Source organism: Halogranum roseipondis, from assembly GCF_059695585.1.
Map to the genome: position 1 here is coordinate 383280 of NZ_CM185235.1, position 21467 is coordinate 404746.

At 65.5% G+C, this 21467-nt stretch carries 23 protein-coding genes; 13 read left to right on the forward strand and 10 right to left on the reverse strand.

Annotated features, from left to right (window positions below; genetic code table 11):
* Positions 1-18 precede the first annotated feature (18 nt).
* Genes sppA through EOHIBHHM_RS02125 form a run of 3 tightly spaced genes read left to right on the forward strand, consistent with a single transcriptional unit; the run spans position 19 to position 2701 of the window.
* Positions 19-1017 (forward strand): signal peptide peptidase SppA, encoded by a 999-nt coding sequence (gene sppA / locus EOHIBHHM_RS02115; RefSeq protein ID WP_497254164.1) that lies wholly within the window; start codon positions 19-21, stop codon positions 1015-1017.
* A gap of 43 nt (positions 1018-1060) precedes the next feature.
* Positions 1061-2170: a DUF373 family protein gene (locus tag EOHIBHHM_RS02120; RefSeq protein ID WP_497254166.1), complete on the forward strand. Its 1110-nt coding sequence runs from the start codon at positions 1061-1063 to the stop codon at positions 2168-2170.
* A gap of 54 nt (positions 2171-2224) precedes the next feature.
* Positions 2225-2701 carry a hypothetical protein gene (locus EOHIBHHM_RS02125; RefSeq protein ID WP_497254168.1) on the forward strand — a complete coding sequence of 159 codons (477 nt, stop codon included), beginning with the start codon at positions 2225-2227 and terminating at the stop codon, positions 2699-2701.
* 29 nt (positions 2702-2730) lie between these two features.
* On the opposite strand, the gene EOHIBHHM_RS02130 is transcribed toward EOHIBHHM_RS02125, so the two are convergent.
* The 3 genes from EOHIBHHM_RS02130 to EOHIBHHM_RS02140 all read right to left on the reverse strand — a co-directional run bounded on the left by EOHIBHHM_RS02130 (position 2731) and on the right by EOHIBHHM_RS02140 (position 4562).
* Positions 2731-2835, reverse strand: coding sequence for a DUF7333 family protein (locus EOHIBHHM_RS02130; protein ID WP_497254170.1), 105 nt, complete (start codon positions 2833-2835; stop codon positions 2731-2733).
* A 74-nt stretch (positions 2836-2909) separates the two neighbouring features.
* Positions 2910-3650, reverse strand: coding sequence for a hypothetical protein (locus EOHIBHHM_RS02135; protein WP_497254172.1), 741 nt, complete (start codon positions 3648-3650; stop codon positions 2910-2912).
* 81 nt (positions 3651-3731) lie between these two features.
* Entirely contained in the window at positions 3732-4562 is an 831-nt protein-coding gene (locus tag EOHIBHHM_RS02140) for an aldo/keto reductase (protein ID WP_497254174.1), read from the reverse strand.
* Between the two features lie 230 nt (positions 4563-4792).
* Between EOHIBHHM_RS02140 and EOHIBHHM_RS02145 the strand changes: the two genes are divergently transcribed.
* Entirely contained in the window at positions 4793-5215 is a 423-nt protein-coding gene (locus EOHIBHHM_RS02145) for a CoA-binding protein (protein WP_497256882.1), read from the forward strand.
* 183 nt (positions 5216-5398) lie between these two features.
* Here the strand turns inward: EOHIBHHM_RS02145 and EOHIBHHM_RS02150 are convergent, their stop codons facing one another.
* The gene (locus EOHIBHHM_RS02150; protein WP_497254176.1) at positions 5399-5872 is read right to left on the reverse strand and encodes a redoxin domain-containing protein; all 474 of its coding nucleotides are present in this window, start codon (positions 5870-5872) and stop codon (positions 5399-5401) included.
* Between the two features lie 164 nt (positions 5873-6036).
* Between EOHIBHHM_RS02150 and EOHIBHHM_RS02155 the strand changes: the two genes are divergently transcribed.
* A complete protein-coding gene (locus tag EOHIBHHM_RS02155) occupies positions 6037-6360 on the forward strand; it encodes an ASCH domain-containing protein (RefSeq protein ID WP_497254178.1) in 324 nt (107 codons plus the stop codon).
* Positions 6361-6431: 71 nt separating this feature from the next.
* Here EOHIBHHM_RS02155 and EOHIBHHM_RS02160 read toward each other — a convergent pair whose 3' ends face one another.
* Positions 6432-6896: a hypothetical protein gene (locus EOHIBHHM_RS02160; protein ID WP_497254180.1), complete on the reverse strand. Its 465-nt coding sequence runs from the start codon at positions 6894-6896 to the stop codon at positions 6432-6434.
* Between the two features lie 244 nt (positions 6897-7140).
* Here EOHIBHHM_RS02160 and EOHIBHHM_RS02165 point away from each other — a divergent pair, with 244 nt between their 5' ends.
* Positions 7141-7344, forward strand: coding sequence for a DUF8027 family protein (locus tag EOHIBHHM_RS02165; RefSeq protein ID WP_497254182.1), 204 nt, complete (start codon positions 7141-7143; stop codon positions 7342-7344).
* 60 nt (positions 7345-7404) lie between these two features.
* Positions 7405-7602, forward strand: a complete 198-nt coding sequence (locus EOHIBHHM_RS02170) for a hypothetical protein (protein ID WP_497254184.1) — start codon at positions 7405-7407, stop codon at positions 7600-7602.
* Positions 7603-7698: 96 nt separating this feature from the next.
* Here the strand turns inward: EOHIBHHM_RS02170 and EOHIBHHM_RS02175 are convergent, their stop codons facing one another.
* Positions 7699-9069 (reverse strand): S8 family peptidase, encoded by a 1371-nt coding sequence (locus EOHIBHHM_RS02175; RefSeq protein WP_497254186.1) that lies wholly within the window; start codon positions 9067-9069, stop codon positions 7699-7701.
* 400 nt (positions 9070-9469) lie between these two features.
* On the opposite strand from EOHIBHHM_RS02175, the gene EOHIBHHM_RS02180 reads away from it, so the two are divergent.
* Complete coding sequence (locus tag EOHIBHHM_RS02180; RefSeq protein WP_497254188.1) at positions 9470-9664, forward strand: hypothetical protein; 195 nt, start codon at positions 9470-9472, stop codon at positions 9662-9664.
* A 19-nt stretch (positions 9665-9683) separates the two neighbouring features.
* Positions 9684-10010, forward strand: coding sequence for a hypothetical protein (locus EOHIBHHM_RS02185; RefSeq protein ID WP_497254190.1), 327 nt, complete (start codon positions 9684-9686; stop codon positions 10008-10010).
* A 326-nt stretch (positions 10011-10336) separates the two neighbouring features.
* On the opposite strand, the gene EOHIBHHM_RS02190 is transcribed toward EOHIBHHM_RS02185, so the two are convergent.
* Complete coding sequence (locus EOHIBHHM_RS02190) at positions 10337-11200, reverse strand: 2-oxoacid:ferredoxin oxidoreductase subunit beta (protein WP_089821403.1); 864 nt, start codon at positions 11198-11200, stop codon at positions 10337-10339.
* Positions 11197-12942: a 2-oxoacid:acceptor oxidoreductase subunit alpha gene (locus EOHIBHHM_RS02195; protein WP_497254192.1), complete on the reverse strand. Its 1746-nt coding sequence runs from the start codon at positions 12940-12942 to the stop codon at positions 11197-11199. Before EOHIBHHM_RS02195 ends, EOHIBHHM_RS02190 begins: the two co-directional genes overlap by 4 nt.
* A gap of 161 nt (positions 12943-13103) precedes the next feature.
* Between EOHIBHHM_RS02195 and EOHIBHHM_RS02200 the strand changes: the two genes are divergently transcribed.
* Positions 13104-13742 (forward strand): FAD-dependent oxidoreductase, encoded by a 639-nt coding sequence (locus EOHIBHHM_RS02200; protein WP_497254194.1) that lies wholly within the window; start codon positions 13104-13106, stop codon positions 13740-13742.
* A 3-nt stretch (positions 13743-13745) separates the two neighbouring features.
* Here the strand turns inward: EOHIBHHM_RS02200 and EOHIBHHM_RS02205 are convergent, their stop codons facing one another.
* Positions 13746-14855, reverse strand: a complete 1110-nt coding sequence (locus tag EOHIBHHM_RS02205) for a hypothetical protein (protein WP_497254196.1) — start codon at positions 14853-14855, stop codon at positions 13746-13748.
* Between the two features lie 146 nt (positions 14856-15001).
* On the opposite strand from EOHIBHHM_RS02205, the gene EOHIBHHM_RS02210 reads away from it, so the two are divergent.
* The 3 genes from EOHIBHHM_RS02210 (at position 15002) to acs (ending at position 19839) form a co-directional block, all read left to right on the forward strand.
* The gene (locus EOHIBHHM_RS02210) at positions 15002-15949 is read left to right on the forward strand and encodes a hypothetical protein (protein ID WP_497254198.1); all 948 of its coding nucleotides are present in this window, start codon (positions 15002-15004) and stop codon (positions 15947-15949) included.
* Positions 15950-16059: 110 nt separating this feature from the next.
* Positions 16060-17760, forward strand: a complete 1701-nt coding sequence (locus EOHIBHHM_RS02215; protein WP_497254200.1) for a methylmalonyl-CoA mutase family protein — start codon at positions 16060-16062, stop codon at positions 17758-17760.
* 93 nt (positions 17761-17853) lie between these two features.
* Positions 17854-19839: an acetate--CoA ligase gene (acs, locus tag EOHIBHHM_RS02220; RefSeq protein ID WP_497254202.1), complete on the forward strand. Its 1986-nt coding sequence runs from the start codon at positions 17854-17856 to the stop codon at positions 19837-19839.
* 19 nt (positions 19840-19858) lie between these two features.
* On the opposite strand, the gene EOHIBHHM_RS02225 is transcribed toward acs, so the two are convergent.
* A complete protein-coding gene (locus tag EOHIBHHM_RS02225; protein WP_497254204.1) occupies positions 19859-21394 on the reverse strand; it encodes a sodium:solute symporter family transporter in 1536 nt (511 codons plus the stop codon).
* Between the last annotated feature and the right edge of the window lie 73 nt (positions 21395-21467).

Genomic DNA, 21467 nt, shown 5'->3' on the forward strand with positions numbered 1-21467 from the left:
GTACACAGGTGAGCTGTCGTGGCTGACGGAGCGACGCGCGTCGGGAGAGTGCTGGTCGTCCTCGCGGCGGCGGTCGTCGCGGGCGTCGTCGGCTGGGTGCTGTTCGTCGGCTTCCCGACCGATCTGGCCGAGCTGTTCGGCGTCCTCTTGGTCGTCGGGACCGTCCTCTACGGCGTCAGACTCGGGAGTCGGATCGCCAGCCAGCGATTCCCGGACTACAACGTCGCCGAAGTCGCCGTCGAGGGGCCGATCTCCCGCGACGGGAGTCCCGGGTCGTTCCCGACGCGTCCTGGCGGCGCGAGCGCGGACGAGGTCGTCGACCTCGTCGAGTCGGCCGACGACGACCCTCACGCGGAGGCGCTACTCGTCAAACTCGACACGCCGGGTGGGGCGGTCGTCCCGAGCGACGACATCCGACACGCCGCGGCGGCGTTCGACGGCCCGACGATCGCGTACACGACGGACGTCTGTGCGAGCGGCGGCTACTGGATCGCCAGCGGCTGTGACGAACTGTGGGCGCGCGACGCGAGCATCGTCGGCAGTATCGGCGTCATCGGCTCGCGCCCGAACGTCTCGGAGCTCGCAGACCAACTGGGCGTGTCCTACGAACGGTTCGCCGCCGGGAAGTACAAGGATGCGGGTCAGCCGCTGAAGGAACTCTCCGAGGACGAACGGGCGTATCTCCAGGGGATCATCGACGACTACTACGAGAACTTCGTCGAGCGCGTCGCGGAGGGACGCGACATGGACCCCGCGGCGATCCGCGATACGGAGGCGCGCGTCTACCTCGGTGAGGAGGCGCTCGAACTCGGACTGGTCGACCAGCTCGGAACGCGCGACGACGTCGAGCGGCGAGTCGAGGAGCTGCTCGGCGAGGAGGTGTCGGTCTCGGCGTTCGAACCACAGCGGGGGTTGACCGATCGGCTCCGCGGCGGCGCTGCGACCGTCGCCTTCGCGCTCGGTGCCGGCGTCGCGAGCGCCGTGCGCCCGGACGACGGGTTCGACTTCCGCCTGTGAACCGACCGGGAGGGTTTTCACACGTGCCGACCACGCCACAGACGTGACCACGCTGGTCGTCTGTGTCGACCGATCGAACGACATCAGTCAGAAGACCGGCCTCGAACTGCCGGTCGCGGGGTGGGAGGCGGTCCACGCACTGGTGACGGACGTCGGGCTAGCAGATCCGGAGGATTCGAGCGTCAACTGTCTGCTCGAGTCGCTCCGCGTCGCACGCGACCTCCGAGACGAACAGGAGGACGCCGTCGTCGCCGTCGTCGGCGGGGTCGGTGACTCGCTCGTCGGCACGGACCGATCAGTCGCCGGCCAGCTGGACCAGCTCGTCGAGACGTACGATCTCGACTCGGCGATCGTCGTCATCGACAGCGCACAGGACGAACGGGTGGTCCCCATCGTGGAGAGTCGACTCACCGTCGACTCGGTCGACCGCGTCGTCGTCCGGCAGGCGCACGACATCGAGTCGACCTACTACTTGCTGAAGCAGTTTCTCGGCGACGAAGAGCTCCGCTCGACCGTACTGGTCCCGCTCGGCATCGGTCTCTTACTCCTGCCGCTGCTCCTCCTACAGTTCGGCCCGGAGGTCGCGCTCGCGGCGCTCGCGTCGCTGCTCGGGGCCGTCCTCCTCTACAAGGGACTGGCGATCGACGACCGGCTCGCGACGGCCGTCGAACGCGGCCGAGACGCGCTCTACTCGGGTCAGGTGTCGATCGTCACCTACGTCGTCGCGGCGGGGCTGGCGCTCGTCGGCGTCTTCCTCGGCGCGCTCGCCGCCCAGGGGGTAGGGATCGACGCCGAGTACGTTCAGGTGCTCCTGTTCGCGTACCGGAGCGTCCCGTGGCTAGCGCTCGCCGCCCTCACTGCGAGCACGGGACGACTGCTCGACGAGTTCATCCAGTCGGAGGGCGCGAGAGCTCCCTACCTCAATCTCCCGTTCGGCGTCGTCGCGGTCGGCCTGGTCGTCCGCGGGTTCTCGGGGTACTTCCTCGAACAGGAGTCGGTCCTGGCACAGCTCCGACTGCCGAACGGACTCGTCCTCTCGCCGACCGAACGGCTCGCCGTCTTCGTCGTCTCCGGGCTCGTCGTCAGTCTGATCGGCGTCAGCGTCACCGCGCGGATGAGCGACGAGACGCTCGACGACGTCGTCGACCAGTGAGCGGCCGACTGTACGTCCGCGCGGCTTTTGCCGGTCGGTGACCTCTGTTAACACGTGACGTCGGAGACGGTGTACCGGGAAGTGCAGCGGTTCCGCCAGCCGTCGCTCTGGCTTCTCGTCGTCGCGACGGCGTCCGTCTTTCTCGCGTTCGGCGTGAGCGAGGCACAGACGCTCGCCACACGACTACTCTGTGTCGCCGTCGCAGTCGTACTCGTCGCCGGTTTCGGAGCGACGCGGTTGACGACCGAGGTGACCGACGAGGAAGTGACCGTCAGTTTCCCCCCGTTCACGCGCCGGAAGCGGATCTCTCTCGACGAGATCCGACACGTCGAGCGTCACGTCTACCGTCCGGCGACGCCGCTCGGTCGCTGGGGAGTCCACGTCGGACTCGGTTCGCCCCGGTCGTACAACGTCGGCGGCGAGGAAGGCGTCGAACTCGTCTACGGTGAGACCCGACGGCTCGTCGTCGGGTCGAGGCGGCCGGAGGAACTCGTCGACGCCGTCCGTCGGCTGCAGCGACGGCGTCGGTGACACCGTCGATGTGTCGTCGACGAGGCAGTTCAGCGAGTCGCGCGGTACTCGCCGTGTTTGATGCCGACGACGAGCGCGAGCACGCCGAACAGCGCAATGCCGACGCTGACGCCGATGCTTACGCCCTGTGGCATCGGCTGGTGACAGTTCCGCCGACGATGACGAGCAACGAGAGTAAGCCTTGTGCGGGCAGAGCCTGTCGCTCCCGTCAGAGCCGGCCGGTTCGCGGGCGAACCACGTCTGCGAGCGTGACGACGACGCCGAACAGCCACCCCAGCGGGACGGCGAGCCCGAACCACATCGCGACGTAGGCGACGCCCCGGAGATCGAACCGCTGGCGGAGCAGGACGTCGAACCCGCCGACGGAGAGCACGGTGTCGAGGAGCCAGACAGCCAGCGACTGGCTGTTCGGGAAGATCACACTCGCCACCGACGGGGAGTAGAGTGCGGCGACTACTGGTGGGAGGAACAGTGCTGTCGTCCCGGTCGGATACGCGAGGAGCACGCTCGTGGCTCGACCGCCGACCCGGCCGAAGACGACGGCGAGTGCGGCCGCCACCGTGGCGACGACGCTCGCGGCGAACACCGCCAGAAAGCCGCTCTGTGAGAACCGCAGGTGAGCGATCACGGTGAGTCCACCCCAGACGACCAGCGAGAGGAGCCCGACGCCGAGGACGCCGAGACGCGCGCCGGCGCTGTCGAGGCGGCGCGCGTGGAACCGTATCAGCATCCCCGCGAGGAGCAGCGGATAACCGAAGACGACGAGCGGGAGGCCGATCGTCGCCCAGCCGACGTAGCCCGTCTTCTCCGCTGTCGTCTCGGGGTGCCACTTCCCCAGCACGCGACTCGGATCGAGCTGTCGCGGGAAGAGTAGCTCCATCCACGTCGCGTGGAGACGTGCGAGATCGATCCGGATCGCACCGAGGATGCCCGGCCGTGTCGACTCCATCGACCAGGAGTGTCTGGTCGGATAACGTAAATGTATGCTTTTCCGAAACGAAAGAGCGGTCGTGTTCGTCGGCGCGTCGCGCTACCAGGGAGCGAAGTCGGGGTCGACGCGACGGTTGGTCTCGTCGATCGCGTCGATCTTCTCGATGTCTTCGTCGTCGAGGTCGACCGCGAGCGACTCCCAGTTGTTGTGGATGTGGTCCTCGCTCGTCGCCTTCGGGATGGCGGTGACGCCCTTCTCACGGAGCCACGCCAGACTCACCTGTGCGGCGCTGGCGTCGTGTTTCTCGGCGACCTCATGGATGGTCTCGTTCTCGAAGATCTCTCCGCGGGCGAGCGGCGAGTACGCGACGACCTCGATGTCGAGCTCGTCGGCCTTCGCGCGGATCTCATCCTGCGGAAGCAGCGGGTGGAGTTCGACCTGGTTGGCGAAGATCGGTTCCTCGGAGACGTCGACGGCCTCTTCCATCTGTTCGGGCTGGAAGTTGCTGATACCGATCCGGTCGACGAGCCCCTCGTCGACGAGTTCGTTGAACGCGCCGAGCGTCTCCTCGGGGTCGTACGTCCGCGACGGCCAGTGGACGTAGAGGAGGTCGACCTTGTCGACGCCGAGTTTGTCGAGACTCTCCTTCGTCGTCTCGACGACGCCGTCGTGGTCGAGATGGTCGATCCAGACCTTCGTCGCGAGGAAGATCTCCTCCCGGTCGACGTCGGCGGCGGCGATCCCCTCGCCGACCTGCTCCTCGTTGCCATACGCCTGCGCGGTGTCGATGTGACGGTAACCCATCTCTAGTGCGGTCTGTACGGACTCCGCACACTGGCCGTCCTCGGTGTTCTCCCACGTTCCGAGGCCGAGCATCGGCATCCCGTTCGCGCGCTCGACGGTGTCGGCCGAGAGTTCTCGTTGCGACATACACGACAGGAGGGACGTAAGCCGAAAAGGGGTTGCGACCGGGTAGTATCCTGCCGCTTCCGGCGTGGTACCACGAAACAGGTACCACGAGACAGGTAACACCCGATAAACCAATAGCTGCGATAGCAAATAGGGTTGTACGTCCTCTCGGAGCAGCGGTGTAGGCGTCCTCGAGTGTGGTTCGTCCGATCTGACGGTACACTGATTTTCTCCCTCCTCGATTCGACTGTCTGCCAATCGAAGACGCCGACGGACTCCGTCGGATTCTGGGGTACGACCGGGTCGCAGTGGTCGGCGCGTCGACGTCGTACGAGAAAGCGTCTCACATCGTGCCGGCGTATCTCCAGCGTCACGGGTACGAGCTTCGACCGGTCAACCCGAACGCAGACGAGATACTCGGCGAGTCGGCGGCCGACTCGCTCGCCGCCGTCTCGGAGGCCGTCGACGTCGTCGAGATCTTTCGGCCGAGCGAGGAGGCCCCGGAGATCGTCGAGCAGGCGCTCGCCCGTAACGACGTCGAGGCGGTCTGGATGCAGCCCGGAACTCGGAACGACGAGGCAGCACGCGAGGCGGAGGCGGCGGGTCTCGACGTCGTCTACGACCGGTGTATGAAGGTAGAACACGGCCAGCTGATTCGCAACCCGATGGACTGAGCCGCCGCGTACCGACACCGATCGGAACCAGAGAACCGCCGCCGGAACGACTGGAGCTGTCGACGGTTACGCTCCGGGCGAAAACGGGAACCGACACGGGAGAGTGGTCGCTGTCGCTCGCCGGATCGGTTGGAGAAAGACGGAGTATCGGTGACCGTCGGTCGCGAGCCCGAAAGTAGTGGGTTACGCCGACTGGACGGCGTCGACGAGTTCGTCGTAGTCCGGTTCGTTCTCCGGGCTGTCGGCGACCCACTCGTAGGTGACGGTGCCGTCGTCGTCGAGGACGTAGACGGCGCGGTTGGCGACGCCGTACAGTCCCAGGTCCGCGATGTCGGTCTCCAGTTCGTACGCTCCGATGGTCTCGCGGCTCATGTCGCTGACGAGCGGGAACGAGAGGTCGTGTTCGTCGCGGAACGCGTTGAGACTGAACGGCGAGTCGGCGCTCACCCCGTACACCGACGCGCCGGCGTCTTCGAACTCGTCGAGATGATCCTCGAGGGCGACCATCTCGTTCGAGCACGGCGGCGTGAACGCACCGGGGAAGAACGCCAGGACGACCGGCCCGTCACCGGTGTGCTCCGAGAGGGTGAACTCCTCGACGTCTCCGTTCGCGACCTTGTTCGTGAAGTCAGGTGCGCTGTCGCCTGTCGCTGGCATACCCCTATCTTGGTGTCGAAGCCGTCTAAAAGGGTGGTTGACAGACGAGTTCTCCGGAGGCGTGGGCCTTTTGTTGCTGAACGAAACCCGTGAGATTCACCCGCTCTTCGCCTCGGGATCGCCGGCGAGGTGACCTTTTTGTCTCGTCCGTCCCGAGAGACGGTATGACCGAGATCGACGTCGACAGCCTGCTCCCGAACGCACGCGTGAAACAGTCCGTACTGGAGGGCGATATCACGCAACTCACCCGCGGTGCGAGCAACCGCTACGCCGAGGAGGGAGACGTCTTCACTATCGAAGGCGAGACGTTCGAGGTGGCGAGCGTCGAACGGCGAACGCTCGGTGAGTTCACCGACGAGGACGCACGGAGAGAGGGGTCAGAGTCGCTGGCGGCGTACAAAGAGCGGATGGAGCGCGTCCACCGAGGCGATTTCGAGTGGGACGACAGCGACGAGGTGCTGACGTACCGGTTCGAGCGACAGCGCTGAGTCCGGCACCGGCTGGACACTCGACCACCGCGTCACGTCCGTCGCAGTCGAACTCAGTAGTAGATTCATTCTTACTCGGGGCAGTTTCCTCCTAACGAGTCCGGTGTGCCAACGGTCACATAGGGATGACTTTCATCTGGGAACCCTATGGTGATAACCGCAACAGTACAGTCGTGGCCCTTGGTTTGTTTGTCATCTGCTGTTAACATTTGCGTGCGAATGTCGGGCTCCTCGTTTGGTCCAAAAACAACATACTGGAGCGTATATACAGCAGGTGTAGAGGGCCACGATACTCCAATTCGCTCTACTCCACCATCGCCGCCGACCGTGACTGTCGTTTCATGGATAATTTCACTATCACGCTTGAGTTCAACTCTGACCGTATGCTCATTCGGGTGAGCGTTCCGAATAGAAATGTCGCCTACTACAAGACCGCTGTCTTCGCCAATCTCAAGTGTGGAGCATCCCGCTAAACCCGCAACTGAAATAGTACTGAGGCTTCGTAGGAAGTTCCGTCTGGAAGGGCTAAGGGTCATTACACTTCCTTAGATTATCACTTGGAAGTACTTTCTGGAGTTCAAGGTATAATTCTGAGGCTTATCCAACCGATTATTTCTGACGTGCCTAACTTCAGCTGTTCTATTTTGATATCGCACTATTCGATTTACGCACGTTGGGTGGTCCGTTCCGCCTTTCAGTTCTGACGACACGCCGACTGCGATACCGAGAGTCGAGAGCCGATGGCTAGTGGTATAAGGTAACACGGATCGTATTGCCGGTATGCCGATCTCCGGTTACGATCCCGACGACCTCGAACAGACGCTCGCTGAACGTCTCGCCGAACACGGTCACGAGGAGTTTCTGACCGACGACGAGCAGAAACGAGTGAAGGAGGGAGAGAGTCTCGTCGACGTCCTCGACAGCGAAGACATCGAGCGACTCCTCGCCCTCGAAGACCGAGAGTCGACACAGCCGACGGACTGAACCAGTTCGCCCAGACCGTTCACCGAACGATCGTGAACACCCCCCAAACGAGGAGCACACATGGAAACCCTGACTCCCGAGAACACGAACGCGCTGGCACACCGCATCGCTGGTGACTCGCTCACCTACGACTGTCCGAACTGCGAGTACGGCGAAGTACTCGTCACCGCACTCATCGAGCAGCCCGAGGCGAGGTGTCTCGACTGCGAGACGCAGTATCGGTTGACGGTCGAACCGGTCGGCGACGACGACGGGTGACCGGCGTCGCGGCTTCCCGTCGACTGGTCGGACGTCGGACGGGCCGAACACGGGGAGCCGTGACCGAAGACGTGGAGAGCGGCGTCCGACGACGGATCAGAGACTGTCGAGTGCGCCCGCGGCGTCGAGCACACCCGCACCGACTTCGGTACTTCCCCGTCCGTTCGCACCGGTCGCACCCTGCTGGATCGCCTGTTCGACCTGGTCGACGTTCGCGTCGGGGGCCGCCTCACGAACAAGCGCCGCGACGCCAGTCACCTGCGGTGCCGCCATCGACGTCCCGGCGAAGTAGGCGTACGCATCTCCCCCGTAGAGTTCGGGCGGCACCGACGAGAGGACGAGGTTGGTCGGATACGGCCACGCGGGGTCGCCGTCGCTGTCGGCGTCCGTGTCAAGCGTCTTCTCTAGCGTCTCGTAGCCGCCACCCGGCGCACCCACGGCGATCTCGTTCGTGCCGTAGTTCGAATAGAAGACGAGCTCGTCGTTCGGGCCGGTGGCGCTGACGCTCAGCGCCCCGCTGACGCTGTTCGGCGTCGTGAACGTCCCCCCGTGCTGTAGATCGGCACTGGAGTTACCGGCGCTGACGACGACCACGCTCCCCTGGTTGTTGGCTTCGCTGATGACCGTCCGGTAGGCGACGCGATACCCTTCACTGTTGTTCTGTGGGGGTTGCGGTGGCGTCCCGATGCTCATGTTCATCGCGTCGACGCCGAGGTTCGCGGCGTAGTCGATGGCGGCGAGGATGTCGGCGGTCGTCGTCACCATCCCGAACACCTCCTCGCCGTCCGCGTTCTCGTACGTCGCGTAGTAGAACACGCGCAGACCGACGAGTTCGGCGTCGGGGGCGGTGCCGACGATACCGGTCGTCCCGTCGTTGCTGCCCGCGGCGATCCCGGAGACGTGCGAGCCGTGACCCGCGACGTCGTCGACGACGTGCCGAGTCGTCCGCTCGCCGCTCGGGAGGACGATCTCGTCCTCGCCGTCGAGCACTTTCCCTTCGCGGAACAGGCGACTGGCAGCCAGGTTCAGGTTCGGTTCGAGGTCGGGATGGTCGACGTCGACGCCGGTGTCGATGACGGCGACGGACGACCCCGAACCGGTCGCCGTCTCGTGTGCCTCGGGGACGTTCGTCGTCTGCTTGTCCCACTGGAGGTCGTACAACTCCTCGTCTGTCGTCTCGGCGGCCGCCTGTCGGACCGGGCCGTCGAGTGCGAGTTTCAGGTCCGGTACTGCCGACTTCACGCCGTCGACGGCGGCGACGCCCTCGTCGCCGTCGACGACGACGACCCGACCGCCGGCGAGTTCGGTGACGACGTCGTAACCCGCACGCTCGATCTTCTGTGCGACGTTGCTTCCACCGGTGGCGACGTACCGCGCCCGCGACTCGGCGGAGGCAGTCCCGACGACCGAGAGCGACAGTCCGGCGCCTGCGACAGCTTTCACGAAGTTTCGTCTGTTGAGATTCATGTGGAATCATCACCCACGTTCGGTGTGAGCGAGTACCACGAGACAACTGTCTCACAGGTAAAAGAGTTACTATTAATAGTAATGGAAAGAAGAACAATATCTACAGACGATGAGTGAAGTCGTTCCGTTCGCTGGTTGAAGAGCGCTATCGTCGAAATCAGAACTCGAAACGAGGTGTTCGCTGCATCGAGACAGCGGGAGTCGGCAGCATGACAGACAAGAGATACATAAAGGATTCGAGCGCAATCGTCGTATGACGACGCCACCCTCCCTCGTGATACACGTGGCTCTCGCGAGTCTCTGTCTCACGTTGGCCCTCCCGTGGTACGTCCGAATCCGACGCCGGAAGTGGAGATACAGCCGGCGTCGACTCGTGGTGAGTCTCGCCGGACTGGTCGCTGTGAGTCTAATTCTGGGACACGGACTGCTCCTCTACGGCTTCCTCTCTGGGTTCGGATGGTCGAACACCTTCGGCGACGGCTACGGTCCCGCACTCCCCCTCGTCACCGTCGAGTTCGCGAGCGTCGTCCTCTTCGTGTCGACGCTGCAGTCGGTCGTAACGCGCTCACCGTGGTGGCAGAAAACCTACAACTGACGCCACGTAACCTCGACCGATGAGTACTCCACCCGGTCCCGGTCTCGGCCTCCTCTTGACCCTGTTTTCACTTCCGCTGGCCCTCTGGCTACTCTTCCGTCTCCGTGGAGCAGGGATTTCGGATCTGCAACGCCGACGGTCGACGGGGTGGACGTTGGCCGCCGGATCAGTGACGTCGGTGGTTGCGTTCGGTTCCACCGCGCTCACCTTCGGCTTCATCTTCGGCAAAGGGTTTGGCGACGGGTTCGGAGACGGCTACGTGCGCGCGCTGCCGCTGCTCGGCGTCGAGTTCGCGCTGATTCTCCTCTTTGTCGGAATGGCGGTGACAGTTGTTCCGAGGAGATGAATACCGACGTCAGACTGTGCGCCGCTCTGCGGTTTGCCGTCGCTCTCCAGCGTGTTGTACCGCGAGGCGAGTGAAGCGAGCCTCGCGGCCTTTTTGCTCCACGGGAAGACACGAAGTGTCTTCCAAGCCTTCGCGGTGAAACCGCAAAGAGAGCTTTTTACCGGGGGTTGAGGCCGTCACCAGAACGCGGAGCGTTCTGGTTGGCTCGCGAGACGCGAAGCGTCTCGTGACCGCCGAAGGCGGCTGATGTCGTTCGAGACGGCTCTGCCGTCTCGTGATCCCAGAAACGCCTGGCGTTTCTGAGGACCCCCGGAGAAAAAGGTCGGTTAGTAGAACTCGCGGACGAGATCCATCGCGTCCTCGGGCGCGCCGTCCGGGATCTCCGACATGTTCTCGGTCACGCCGTGCTGCTGTTCGTAGGAGACCGAGTCCTCCTCTTGGTAGATGACGCCCATGTACTCCTTCGAGGAGTCCAGAATCTTGTCCTTGGCGGCGTCGAAGTCCGAGGAGTCGTGGTCCGTCTCCTGCAGATCCACGAGCGAGTCGCGGAAGTAGTCGTAGGTGTCGACATCGTTGAACGTCACACACGGACTGAACGTGTTGACGAAGCCGAACCCGTCGTGTTCGATCGCCTTCTGGATGATCTCCTGGTGACGCAGGGCGTCCGAGGAGAACGACTGGGCGATGAACGTCGCGCCGGCGGCCAGCGCGAGCGCCATCGGGTTGACCGGCGGCTGTTTGGGGCCTTCCGGCGTCGTCGACGTCTGGAAGTCCTCGCGCGAGGTCGGCGAGGCCTGCCCCTTCGTGAGGCCGTAGATCCGGTTGTCCATGACGACGTAGGTCATGTCGACGTTGCGGCGAACGGCGTGGACGAAGTGTCCGGCACCGATGGAGTAGCCGTCACCGTCGCCACCGGCGACCATCACTTCGAGGTCGGGGTTGGCGAGTTTGACGCCCGTACCGACCGGGAGCGCACGCCCGTGGACGCCGTGAAGCGCGTAGGAGTGCATGTAGGTCCCGATCTTGCCGGAACAGCCGATCCCGGCCACGACAAACGTGTTGTCGGGGTCGTTGCCGGTCTCGGCGAGCGCCTTCATCATCCCGTTCATCGTGCCGAAGTCCCCACATCCGGGGCACCACGTCGGCTGCTTGTCCGATTTGAAATCGGTGAATCTGACTTCCGAGCTCATGCTTGGAGCGTCTCCTTGATGTTCTCTGCGAGTTCGTCGGCCTTGAACTGCACGCCGTTGTACTTGTTCACGCGCTTGACGCGACGCAGGGCGTCGTGTTCGAGGACGTCCGCGAACTGTCCGCTCTCGTTACACTCGACGACGACGACGTCGTCGGCGTCGTTGATCTCCTCGGAGAGGTCGGGACGCGGGAAGAGATACGGTACCGAGAGGAGACGGATGTCGACGCCCTCCTCCTCTAAGAACCCCATCGCCTCCACGATGGTCCCCTCGTTGGACCCCCACGTGATGACGAGCTGGTCGGAGTCGGGGTTGCCGAACTCGCGCGGGCTCCAGTCCTCACGTTCCTTCGCCGTCTCGACCTTCTTGTTGCGCTTGTCGACCTGTTTGACGCGCATCTCGGTGTCTTCGGTCCGACGACCGAGTTCGTCGTGTTCGAGACCCGTACTCATGTGGGCCCCGCCCGACGTGCCGGGGAAGGCACGCGGGCTGATACCGTCCTCTGCGAGCGCGTGCGGTTGGAACTGCCCCTTCTCGTTCTGCCACTCGTCGATGGTGTCGTCGTCGACGACGTTGCCGCGTTCGATCTCGACTGCGTCCATGTCGAACGCCTCCGGCGGGAACGTCTGCTCGGTGACCGCCATCGCGAGGTCCGAGAGGATGTAGACCGGCGTCTGGTACTTCTCGGCGAGGTTGAACGCCTCGACGGTCTTCCAGAAGCACTCCGAGACCGAGGTCGGCGCGAGGACGAACCGCGGAATCTCGCCGTGGCCGCCGAACAGCGCCATGTTGAGGTCGCCCTGCTCCTGTTTCGTCGGCATCCCCGTCGAGGGGCCCGAGCGCATGACGTCACAGATGACGAGCGGGGTCTCCGACGTCGCGATGAGGCCGAACGTCTCGGCCATGAGGTCGATCCCCGGGCCGGACGTCGCCGTCATCGACCGCGCACCGGCGCGTGCGGCACCGAGCGCGATGTTGATGGCGGAGAGTTCGTCCTCGGCCTGGATGACGTGACCGCCGTACTGCTCGATCCGACCCGTCAGGTACTCCATCACGTTCGTCGCGGGCGTGATCGGGTAGCCGGCGTAGAACCGACAGCCGGCGGCGATGGCGCCCATCCCGATGGCCTCGTCGCCGTTCAGGAGGACGTAGTCGTTGTCGGTCGTCTCGAGGTCGTAGTCGAACTCGTGGTCGAACTCGTCGGCGACGTAGTTCTGCCCCGCGCGAGCAGCCTCTTTGTTGTTGTCGACGAGTTTCTGTCCCTTGCTCCCGAAGCGCTTCTCGAGTGCGCTGTCGAGGTTCTCGATGGGGAAGTCTGTCACCTCACAGGCCGCACCGAGGGCGACGACGTTGCGCATGATGGCACCACCGGCCTCCTCGGCAAGGCTCTTGAGGGGGACGTCCAGCCCGATCATCCCCTCGGGGATCTCGACGTTCTGCATCGAAGTGCGCTCACCGTCGTAGATGATGACGCTACCCTCGTGCAGCTCGTCGAGGTTCTCTTCGATGGTACGCGGTGTCAGCGCGATGAGAACGTCGAGTCGGTCCACGACACTTTGGACCTGGTCGACGGACGTGCGGACTTTGTACGCCGTGTATCCGCCGCGGATACGGGAGGCGAAGTCCTTCGACGTGAACACGTGCCGGCCAGCCCTCGAAAGTGCCTGAGCGAAGATCTTCCCTGTGGAGTCGATTCCATCGCCGGCTTCCCCGCCGATGGCCCAGTTGAAGTCCGCAGGCATGTGTCTCGGAGGTACCCCTTGTCGGATGAAAAGCCTTCTGAAAAAGCCGGTCGCCTGCCGGTGGACGAACGGTCAGTTCTGTGACGTGCCTGCCAGACCGTGACGTGCCACGCCGACACGCGATGAGAAGGCCCTTTGGTCACCCGCGAGAAGGTCGGCGTATGGACGCTACCGTCACTGTCACTGCCGCCAACCCCGTCGGGCCCGACACCGTCGCCATCGAGTTCGAGTCGCCCCAGGGGTTCGACGCCGAACCCGGTCAGTTCGTCAAACTCTCCGCCACCATCGACGGCGAAGGGTACGCTCGCTTCTACACGCTCTCATCGCCGGACGTCTCGGACACCTTCGAGGTCACCGTCGGCATCGACTCCGAGGAAGGCGGACCGTTCAGCGAGTTCCTCGCCGACCTCGGCGAGGGCGACGAGGTGGCGATGTCCGGTCCCTACGGGTCGGACCACTACGAGGGCGAGTCCCGCGTCGTCGTCCTCGCGGGCGGCCCGGGCGTCGGTCCCGCCGTCGCCATCGCAGAGCGTGCGCTCGCCGACGGTCACGAGGCGGCCGTCGTCTACAAAGACGGCGACCCGGCCCACGAGGAGCGACTCACGGCGCTCGAAGCCGCCGACGCCGACGTCGTCGTCACCGACGGCGACATCACCGACGCCGTCGCCGAGGCGGTCACGGGTGCAGAGGGTGAGCAGGTGTTCGTCTACGGCTTCGCCGCCTTCGTCGACGAGGCGCTAGAGGCGCTGGAGGCCGCCGGCGGCGACGTCGACGGCACGAAAGTCGAGAACTTCGGCTGACCCTCAGACCCACGACGCCGTGGCGATGCGGGTCTGTACTCGCACCGGAACCGTGAACGTCTCTTCTCGCTCGGCCAGTTCCTCGTTACCGCCAGCGAACCGTACCGGAACTCGTACCGCGCTCGGCGTCACGTCCAGCACGTCCTGCACCTCGTGCGCCGGTTCCGAGACGACGGTTCCGTTTCGGTCGACTCCCCGGACGAGTTCGACCTGGATACCCGCTGCAGTCGTGCCCCAGACGACGCCGTCGGTCCCCCCGAGTCGCTGGCCGACCACCGCTCGCGCGGCGTCGAGGGCGACGTCGACGCACTCGTCTTCGGCCCACGACCGGAGCGTCGTCTCGCCGCCGTCGAAACTGACTGCCGAACGGTGCACCACGGTCGGGTTCTCGGCGGTGACGACTGGTGCGCGCCCTCGAACTGTCTGTGCAGACGACTCCGAACCACCCGCTCGCTCCGTCTCGTTCTCCGATGCGACCTCGATCTCTCGCTGTTCGAGGTCGAGGTCGAACTCCTGTCCCTCCGGCGTCCGTACCCCGATGACCTGCACCGGAACCGTGTGCGTCGCCGTCTCGCCGTCGAGTGAGACGGTCGCCGTCACCGACCTCGGAGTGAGATCGAGGAGTTGGTCGAAGGTGACGGGCGGCGCGGAGACGACGGCTCCCTCGTCGTCGACGGTCGTCGTGTGTGAGAACTCGACGACCATTCCCGGAAAGCTCGAAGTGACACCCCGGCCGAGTCGTTCGGGGTCGCTGTCGAGACGTCCCTCGACGACGCGCCACGCCGGATCGAGGGCTGCCTCGGCGCACTGGAGCTGTGACCACCGGTCGAACGGCATCGTGTCGGTCGCGACGACGCCCGACTCGTTCACCAGCGACGGGAACCGGACGGCGTTCCTCTCGGGGAGATAGTCGAGCTCCGGGTCGTCGACGACGACCGTCTCTTCGAGCGTCAGCGGGTCGGCCCGGCCCTGTCGCGGACCGCGTTCGTAGGGGCCCGTCGTCCGGTCGTAGGCGCGAGCGCCGGTGCTGGCAGCACGGGAGACGCAGCCGGAGAGGGCGAACGACAGACCGCCGGCGACGGCGAGGAGGGCGTCCCGTCGAGTGTGTGGCATGTCGCCACGGAGTCGAGAACGCACCAAGTACTTTCTGTTCTCCTGACCACTCTGTCTCGCAGATTACTCAGTCAGAATACCAGATTGAGACTAGATTCGGCGTGGAGAATGAAAAGACTATACCGCGCGCTGGAGGTGGTCGACCCATGAACCGACCGCCGACACGAGTCGCCGTCTTCGTGCTGACGCTGTGTACCCTGACGGCCCTCTCGCTGGGCGTCGTCCTCGCCGACGGCGACGGACAGTCGATCGTCGTCGACGACGCCGTCGAGACGGAGACGCGGACAGTCACGCTCTTCGAGGAGAACTACACCGTCTCGGAGACCGCGCGCGTGAGCGCCGGCGACGAACTCTCCGTCGACGTCAGAAACGCTTCGGCCACTTACGTCCACCTCTACGACACCGACGGGACGCTCCTCGTTGAGTACCCGGTCGGCGTCGGCGAACCGGCGACGTTCGCGACGGCGAACCGCTCGCCCGGGGAGTACGTCCTCGCGACGCACGACGCCGAGGGGAACTTCGACGCCGCCAAGCCGTTGGTCGTCACCGCCTACGACACCTCGCTCTCCGCGAGCACCGCGTCCGCGGACGCCGGGGCCGAGAACGGAACCGCGACCACCTTCACGGTGAACGCGACCCAGCGTGCGGACGCGCCCGCCGCGGACGACGTCGTGGTCGTCGTCCGCGGCGACGACGGCGTCACGCGGGTGAACGCCTCCGCGTCGGAAGGGGGGAACTACACCGCGACGACCGGCCTCGAACCCGGCGACTACCGCGCCTACGCCGAACTCCGCGCCGACGGCGAACGCGTGGGACTGAGCGACGCGACGACGGTGACCGTCTCGGAGGGATCGGTGCAGGCGAACGAGACCACCGAGACGGATGGCACAACCGACACCACGACGAGCGAGCGCTCGCCGACCGCCTCGGGTGACGACGCGACGGGCGGATCGGCCGACCTGCTCCCGTCGAGTCTCACCGACGGCCGACTGGCCCAACTGCTGAACACGCCGGCGCTCCTCGCGGGCGTGTTCCTCGGCGGACTCGTCCTCTCGACCGTCGTCTACCAACTCGTCTACTCGCTGCGCCGATAGCTCCGTTCTCCACCGCTCTTCTCCTCTTCTCCCTGCTCGTGATGCGACTCTCGACGGCGTCGTCCGCGGACCCGAATCCTTAATCAATAGTCCGGCAAAACTTACACGTCATGTACGACGAGGACGACCTCGCGGCGATCCGTGAGTCCCGAGACGAGTGGGAGTCGGAGACCCGCGACCCGCTTCTCGACCGCCACGGCGAGCGAAAAGAGCGATTCGCCACTGTCTCGAACCTCCAGATAGACGACCTCTACACCCCGAACGACGTCGCCGACCTCGACTACGAGGACGACCTCGGCTTCCCCGGCGAGTTCCCCTACACCCGCGGCGTCTACCCGACGATGTACCGCGGGCGGACGTGGACGATGCGGCAGTTCGCCGGGTTCGGGACGGCCGAGGAGACGAACGAACGCTTCCACTTCCTCGTCGAAAACGGACAAACAGGGCTGTCGACGGCGTTCGACATGCCCTCGCTGATGGGGAAAGACTCCGACGACCCGCTCTCGGACGGCGAAGTGGGGAAGGAGGGCGTCGCCGTCGACACGCTCCGCGACATGGAGATCCTCTTCGACGGCATCGACATCGGCGAGGTTACTACTTCTTTTACCATCAACCCCTCCGCGCCCGTCGTCTACGCGATGTACGTCGCGCTCGCCGACCAGCGCGGCGTCTCGCGCGAGCAGATCGGCGGCACCTTCCAGAACGACATGCTGAAGGAGTTCATCGCTCAGAAGGAGTGGGTCATCCCGCCGGAGCCATCTCTGAAGTTAGTCACCGACACCGTCGAGTTCGCCGCCGCGGAGACACCGCGCATCCGACCGATCTCCGTCTCCGGCTACCACATCCGCGAGGCCGGGTCGACGGCGGTACAGGAGCTCGCCTTTACCCTTTCTGATAGCTTTGCCTACGTCGAGGACGCGGTCGAGCGGGGGATGGACGTCGACGAGTTCGCCCCGCAGCTCTCCTTCTTCTTCAACTCGCACAACTCCATCTTCGAGGAGGTCGCGAAGTTCCGCGCGGCCCGACGCATCTACGCCCGCGTGATGGACGAGTGGTACGGAGCCGAAGACGAGCGCTCGAAGCAGCTGAAGTTCCACACCCAGACGGCGGGACAGTCGCTGACGGCCCAGCAACCGCTGAACAACGTCGTCCGGGTGACGATCCAGGCGCTGGCGGGCGTCCTCGGCGGCACCCAGTCGCTGCACACCAACTCCTTCGACGAGGCGATGGCGCTCCCCAGCGAGGAGGCGGTCCGCGTCGCCCTGCGCACCCAACAGATCATCGCCGAGGAGTCGGGGGCGGCCGACAGCGTCGACCCGCTGGCGGGCAGTTTCATGGTCGAGTCGCTCACCGACGAGGTGGAGGCCGAGACGATGGCCTACATCGAGGAGATCAAGGAGATGGGCGACGGCTCCGTCCGCGACGGCGTGCTCGCCGGCATCGAGGAGGGGTACTTCCACCGCGAGATCCAGGAGGCCTCCTACGAGTACCAAGAGCGCGTCGAGGAGGGCGAGGAGGTCGTCGTCGGCGTCAACAAGTACAGTAGCGACGAGGACACGGAGACCGACCTGCTGCACGTCTCCGACGAAGTACAGGAGCGCCAACTCGCTCGTCTCGACGAGGTCAAAGCCGAACGCGACGACGAGGCCGTCGAAGCCGCGCTCGACGAGCTCCGCGAGACCATCGAGAACGAGGAGAACGTCATGCCCGTCCTCGTCGACGCCGTGAAGGCCTACGCCACGATGGGCGAGATTATGGACGTCTTCGAGGCGAAGTACGGCGCGTACCGCGAGAAGATCGGACTGGCCTGAACGCCGTATCGCGTTTCGGGTCGGCGGGCGAACGAGGTCCGGACCGGCGGCGGGCGGACTAGGTTTATCGTGTAGTGTTCGGTAGCATACCACATGACAGACGGTGACGGAGAACTCGAAGCACGACTCGCAGAGCAGGAGGCGTTCGACCCCTCCGAGGAGTTCGTCGCGCAGGCGAACGTCACCGACGAGGGGATCTACGAGGAGTTCGAAGAGAACTGGCCCGACTGTTGGGACCGCGCCGGAAAACTCCTCGATTGGGACACCCGGTACGAGGAGATCCTCGACGACTCGAACCCGCCGTTCTACGAGTGGTTCGCCGACGGGACGCTGAACGCGGCGTACAACTGCGTCGACCGCCACGTCGAGAACGGCGACAAGAACCGCGTGGCGATCAAGTGGGAGGGCGAACTCGGCGACACGCGCACGTACACGTATCAAGACCTCTATCGCGAGGTGAACGAGTTCGCGGCGGCGCTCCGCGACCTGGGCGTCGAGGAGGACGACGTCGTCACGCTGTACATGCCGATGGTGCCGGAACTGCCCGTCGCCATGTTGGCGTGTGCCCGCATCGGCGCACCGCACTCGGTGGTGTTCGCGGGGTTCTCCGCGGAGGCGCTGGCGACTCGGATGCGGTCTGCGGACTCGGCGTATCTCGTCACCTGTGACGGCTACTACCGCCGCGGCGACGCGCTCGACCACCTCGCGAAGGCCAACGAGGGGCTGGAGAGTCTCGACCGCGACGTCGAAACGGTCGTCGTCGACCGCCTCGGCGACGCGGGTCACGGCCACGGACTGGGCGAGAACCAACACGACTACGCCGAACTCGTCGCCGAGCAGAGCGGCAACCGCGTCGACCCCGTCGAGCGCGGTGCCGAGGACATGCTCTTCTTGATGTACACCTCGGGGACGACCGGCCAGCCGAAGGGGGTCAAACACACCACCGGCGGCTATCTCGCCTACGCGGCGTGGACCGCCCACGCCGTCCTCGACGTGAAACCGCGAGACACCTACTGGTGTGCGGCCGACATCGGGTGGATCACGGGCCACTCCTACATCGTCTACGGCCCGTTGGCGCTCGGGACGACGACGCTGATGTACGAAGGGACGCCGGACTACCCGGAGCGCGACCGCCTCTGGGAACTCGTCGAGAAGTACAGCGTCGACATCTTCTACACCGCGCCGACGGCGATCCGCGCGTTCATGAAGTGGGGGAGCAAGTTCCCCGAGCGACGTGACCTCTCCAGCCTGCGCCTGCTCGGTACTGTGGGCGAACCGATCAACCCGCGGGCGTGGAAGTGGTACTACAAGCACGTCGGCGAGGAGGAGTGCCCCGTCGTCGACACGTGGTGGCAGACCGAGACCGGCGGCATGATGATCACGACGCTCCCGGGCGTCGGCACGATGAAGCCGGGCTCTGCGGGGCCGCCGCTCCCCGGTGTCGACGCGACGGTCGTCGACACGAAGGGCGAACCCGTCGAGGCGGGCCGAGCGGGCTATCTCACGGTGAACAAGCCGTGGCCGGGGATGCTCCGGACGCTGTACAACAACGACGAACGGTTCATCGACGAGTACTGGCGAGAGTACTCGGACGTCGACAGCGACGACCCCGACGACTGGGTGTACTTCCCCGAGGACGGCGCGAAGATCGACGAGGACGGTTACATCACCATCCTCGGTCGCGTCGACGACGTGATCAACGTCTCCGGTCACCGACTGGGGACGATGGAGATCGAGTCGGCGATCGTCGGCGTCGAGGGCGTCGCCGAGGCCGCCGTCGTCGGCGGTGAGCACGACGTGAAGGGCGAGGCCGTCTACGCCTACGTCATCCTCGAGGACGGCTACGACGGCGACGACGAGATGCGCGAGCGCATCGTCGAGGGCGTCGAAGGCGGGATCGGCCCGATCGCCCGTCCCGAACAGGTCGTCTTCACCCCCGAACTCCCCAAGACGCGCTCGGGGAAGATCATGCGTCGCCTGCTCGAGGAGATCGCCAACGGCGAGGAGGAACTCGGCGACACCACGACGCTGCGGAACCCCGAGATCGTCGAGGAGATTCAGAAGCAGGTCCAGCAGTAGGCGAGCGCCGACGAGTTATCTACCTTCCGTCGTCGACGTCGGTCGACTGCGACCCGTCGACCCCTCCACCGTCGGTGACCGTCCGTGACGTGTCGTCGAACCGGCGGACGGTTCGGGCGAGTCGGTCGAGGTCGTATCTGTCGTCGCCGACGCGCGTCGAGAGCGCCGCGAGGCCGCAGGAGACGCCCGCCGCGGCGACGAACGAGACGAAGAAGGAGGGGGCGGGGAGTCCCACCGTCGGCAGCGCGGCCCGTGCAGGCGGGAAGAAAGCCAGCCCGACGGCGAGTCCCAGCGCACTCGCGGCGAGGACGCCGCGACTCCCGGCCCGCTCCGAGTAGAGGCCGAGCAGCAGCGGGCCAAACGTCGCCGCCGCCAGGAGGTCGGCGAGGAGGAACAGCGTCAGCACGCTGTACCCCTGCGCGCCGACGAAGATGGCGACGGCGGCGACGACGCCGGTGAACAGACGGGCGACCGCAGTCAGTCGGTCGGTCGGGACGTCGACCAGCCGGGGGAGATCGGCGGTGACGACGCTCGCGATGGCGTTGAACAGCGTGTCCGCGCTGCTGATCACGAGCAACAGCGCCAGCAGGGCGAACACCAGCGTCGCCCACGCGGGCAGGGCGCGCTCGACGACCAGGAAGAGTGCCACGCTGGCGTCGGCGGGGTCGGCGACGAGCCCCCGACCCGCCGCGACCGGCCCGAACAGGCCGACGAGAAGCACCATCGGGACGACGCAGACGGCGGCCAGTCGGAACGACCGGGCCACCGTCCGGTCGTCGCGGCCTGCGTAGACGCGCTGCCACCACGCCTGGTTCAGCAGTTCCGCACCGAGGATCGCGACGGCGACGTACGCCCCGAACTCCAGCCCCGGGAGATAGCCGAGCGAGAGCAGTTCGGGTCGGGTGGTCGCGACCGACGTCGCCGCCGCGGTCGGTCCGCCGAGTGCGTCGAGCGCGACGGCGACGCCCACGAACAGCAGCGGGAGGACGACGAGCGTCTGCAGTCGGTCGGTCATCATGCTCGCTCGGAGGCCGCCGTAGGCCGTGTACGAAAGCACCGTCACGCCGACCAGCGTCGCGGTCTGCCACCCCGGGACGCCGGCGAGCCGTTCCATCACGAGTGCGATGCCGGTGAACTCGGCGGCGAGAAACACGCTCATGTAGGCGACGGAGACGACGAGGACGTAGACGTACATCACGGGGCCGTAGCGGGCGTGGGCGTACTCCGTCAGCGAGTGACCCTCGGGAATGAGTCGTCTGATGCGCGGGCCGAGCCACGAGTAGCAGGCCAGGGGGAGCGCCGACCCGACCGCGTAGCCGACGACGGCCGTGACGCCACCGAAGGCGGCCCCGGCCTCCGCGGGACTGAACAGGATCCACGCGCCCATGCTGGAGGCGACGACGGTCGCCGTCAGCGTCGGAGTCCCCGCGGAGTCCCGCGCCGAGATGAAGTCCTCGACGGAGCCGATTCGTCCGCGAGCGTGCCACGCGCCCAGTGCTGCGAAGCCGAAGAGCGTGACGAGCACGACGCCGAAGACGGCGGACTGCTCGTTCACGGTCGGATCCTCCTGTCGGTCATCTCTACCCGTGGACAACGTCCCTACCGAGATATATCTTTGTAATACTACC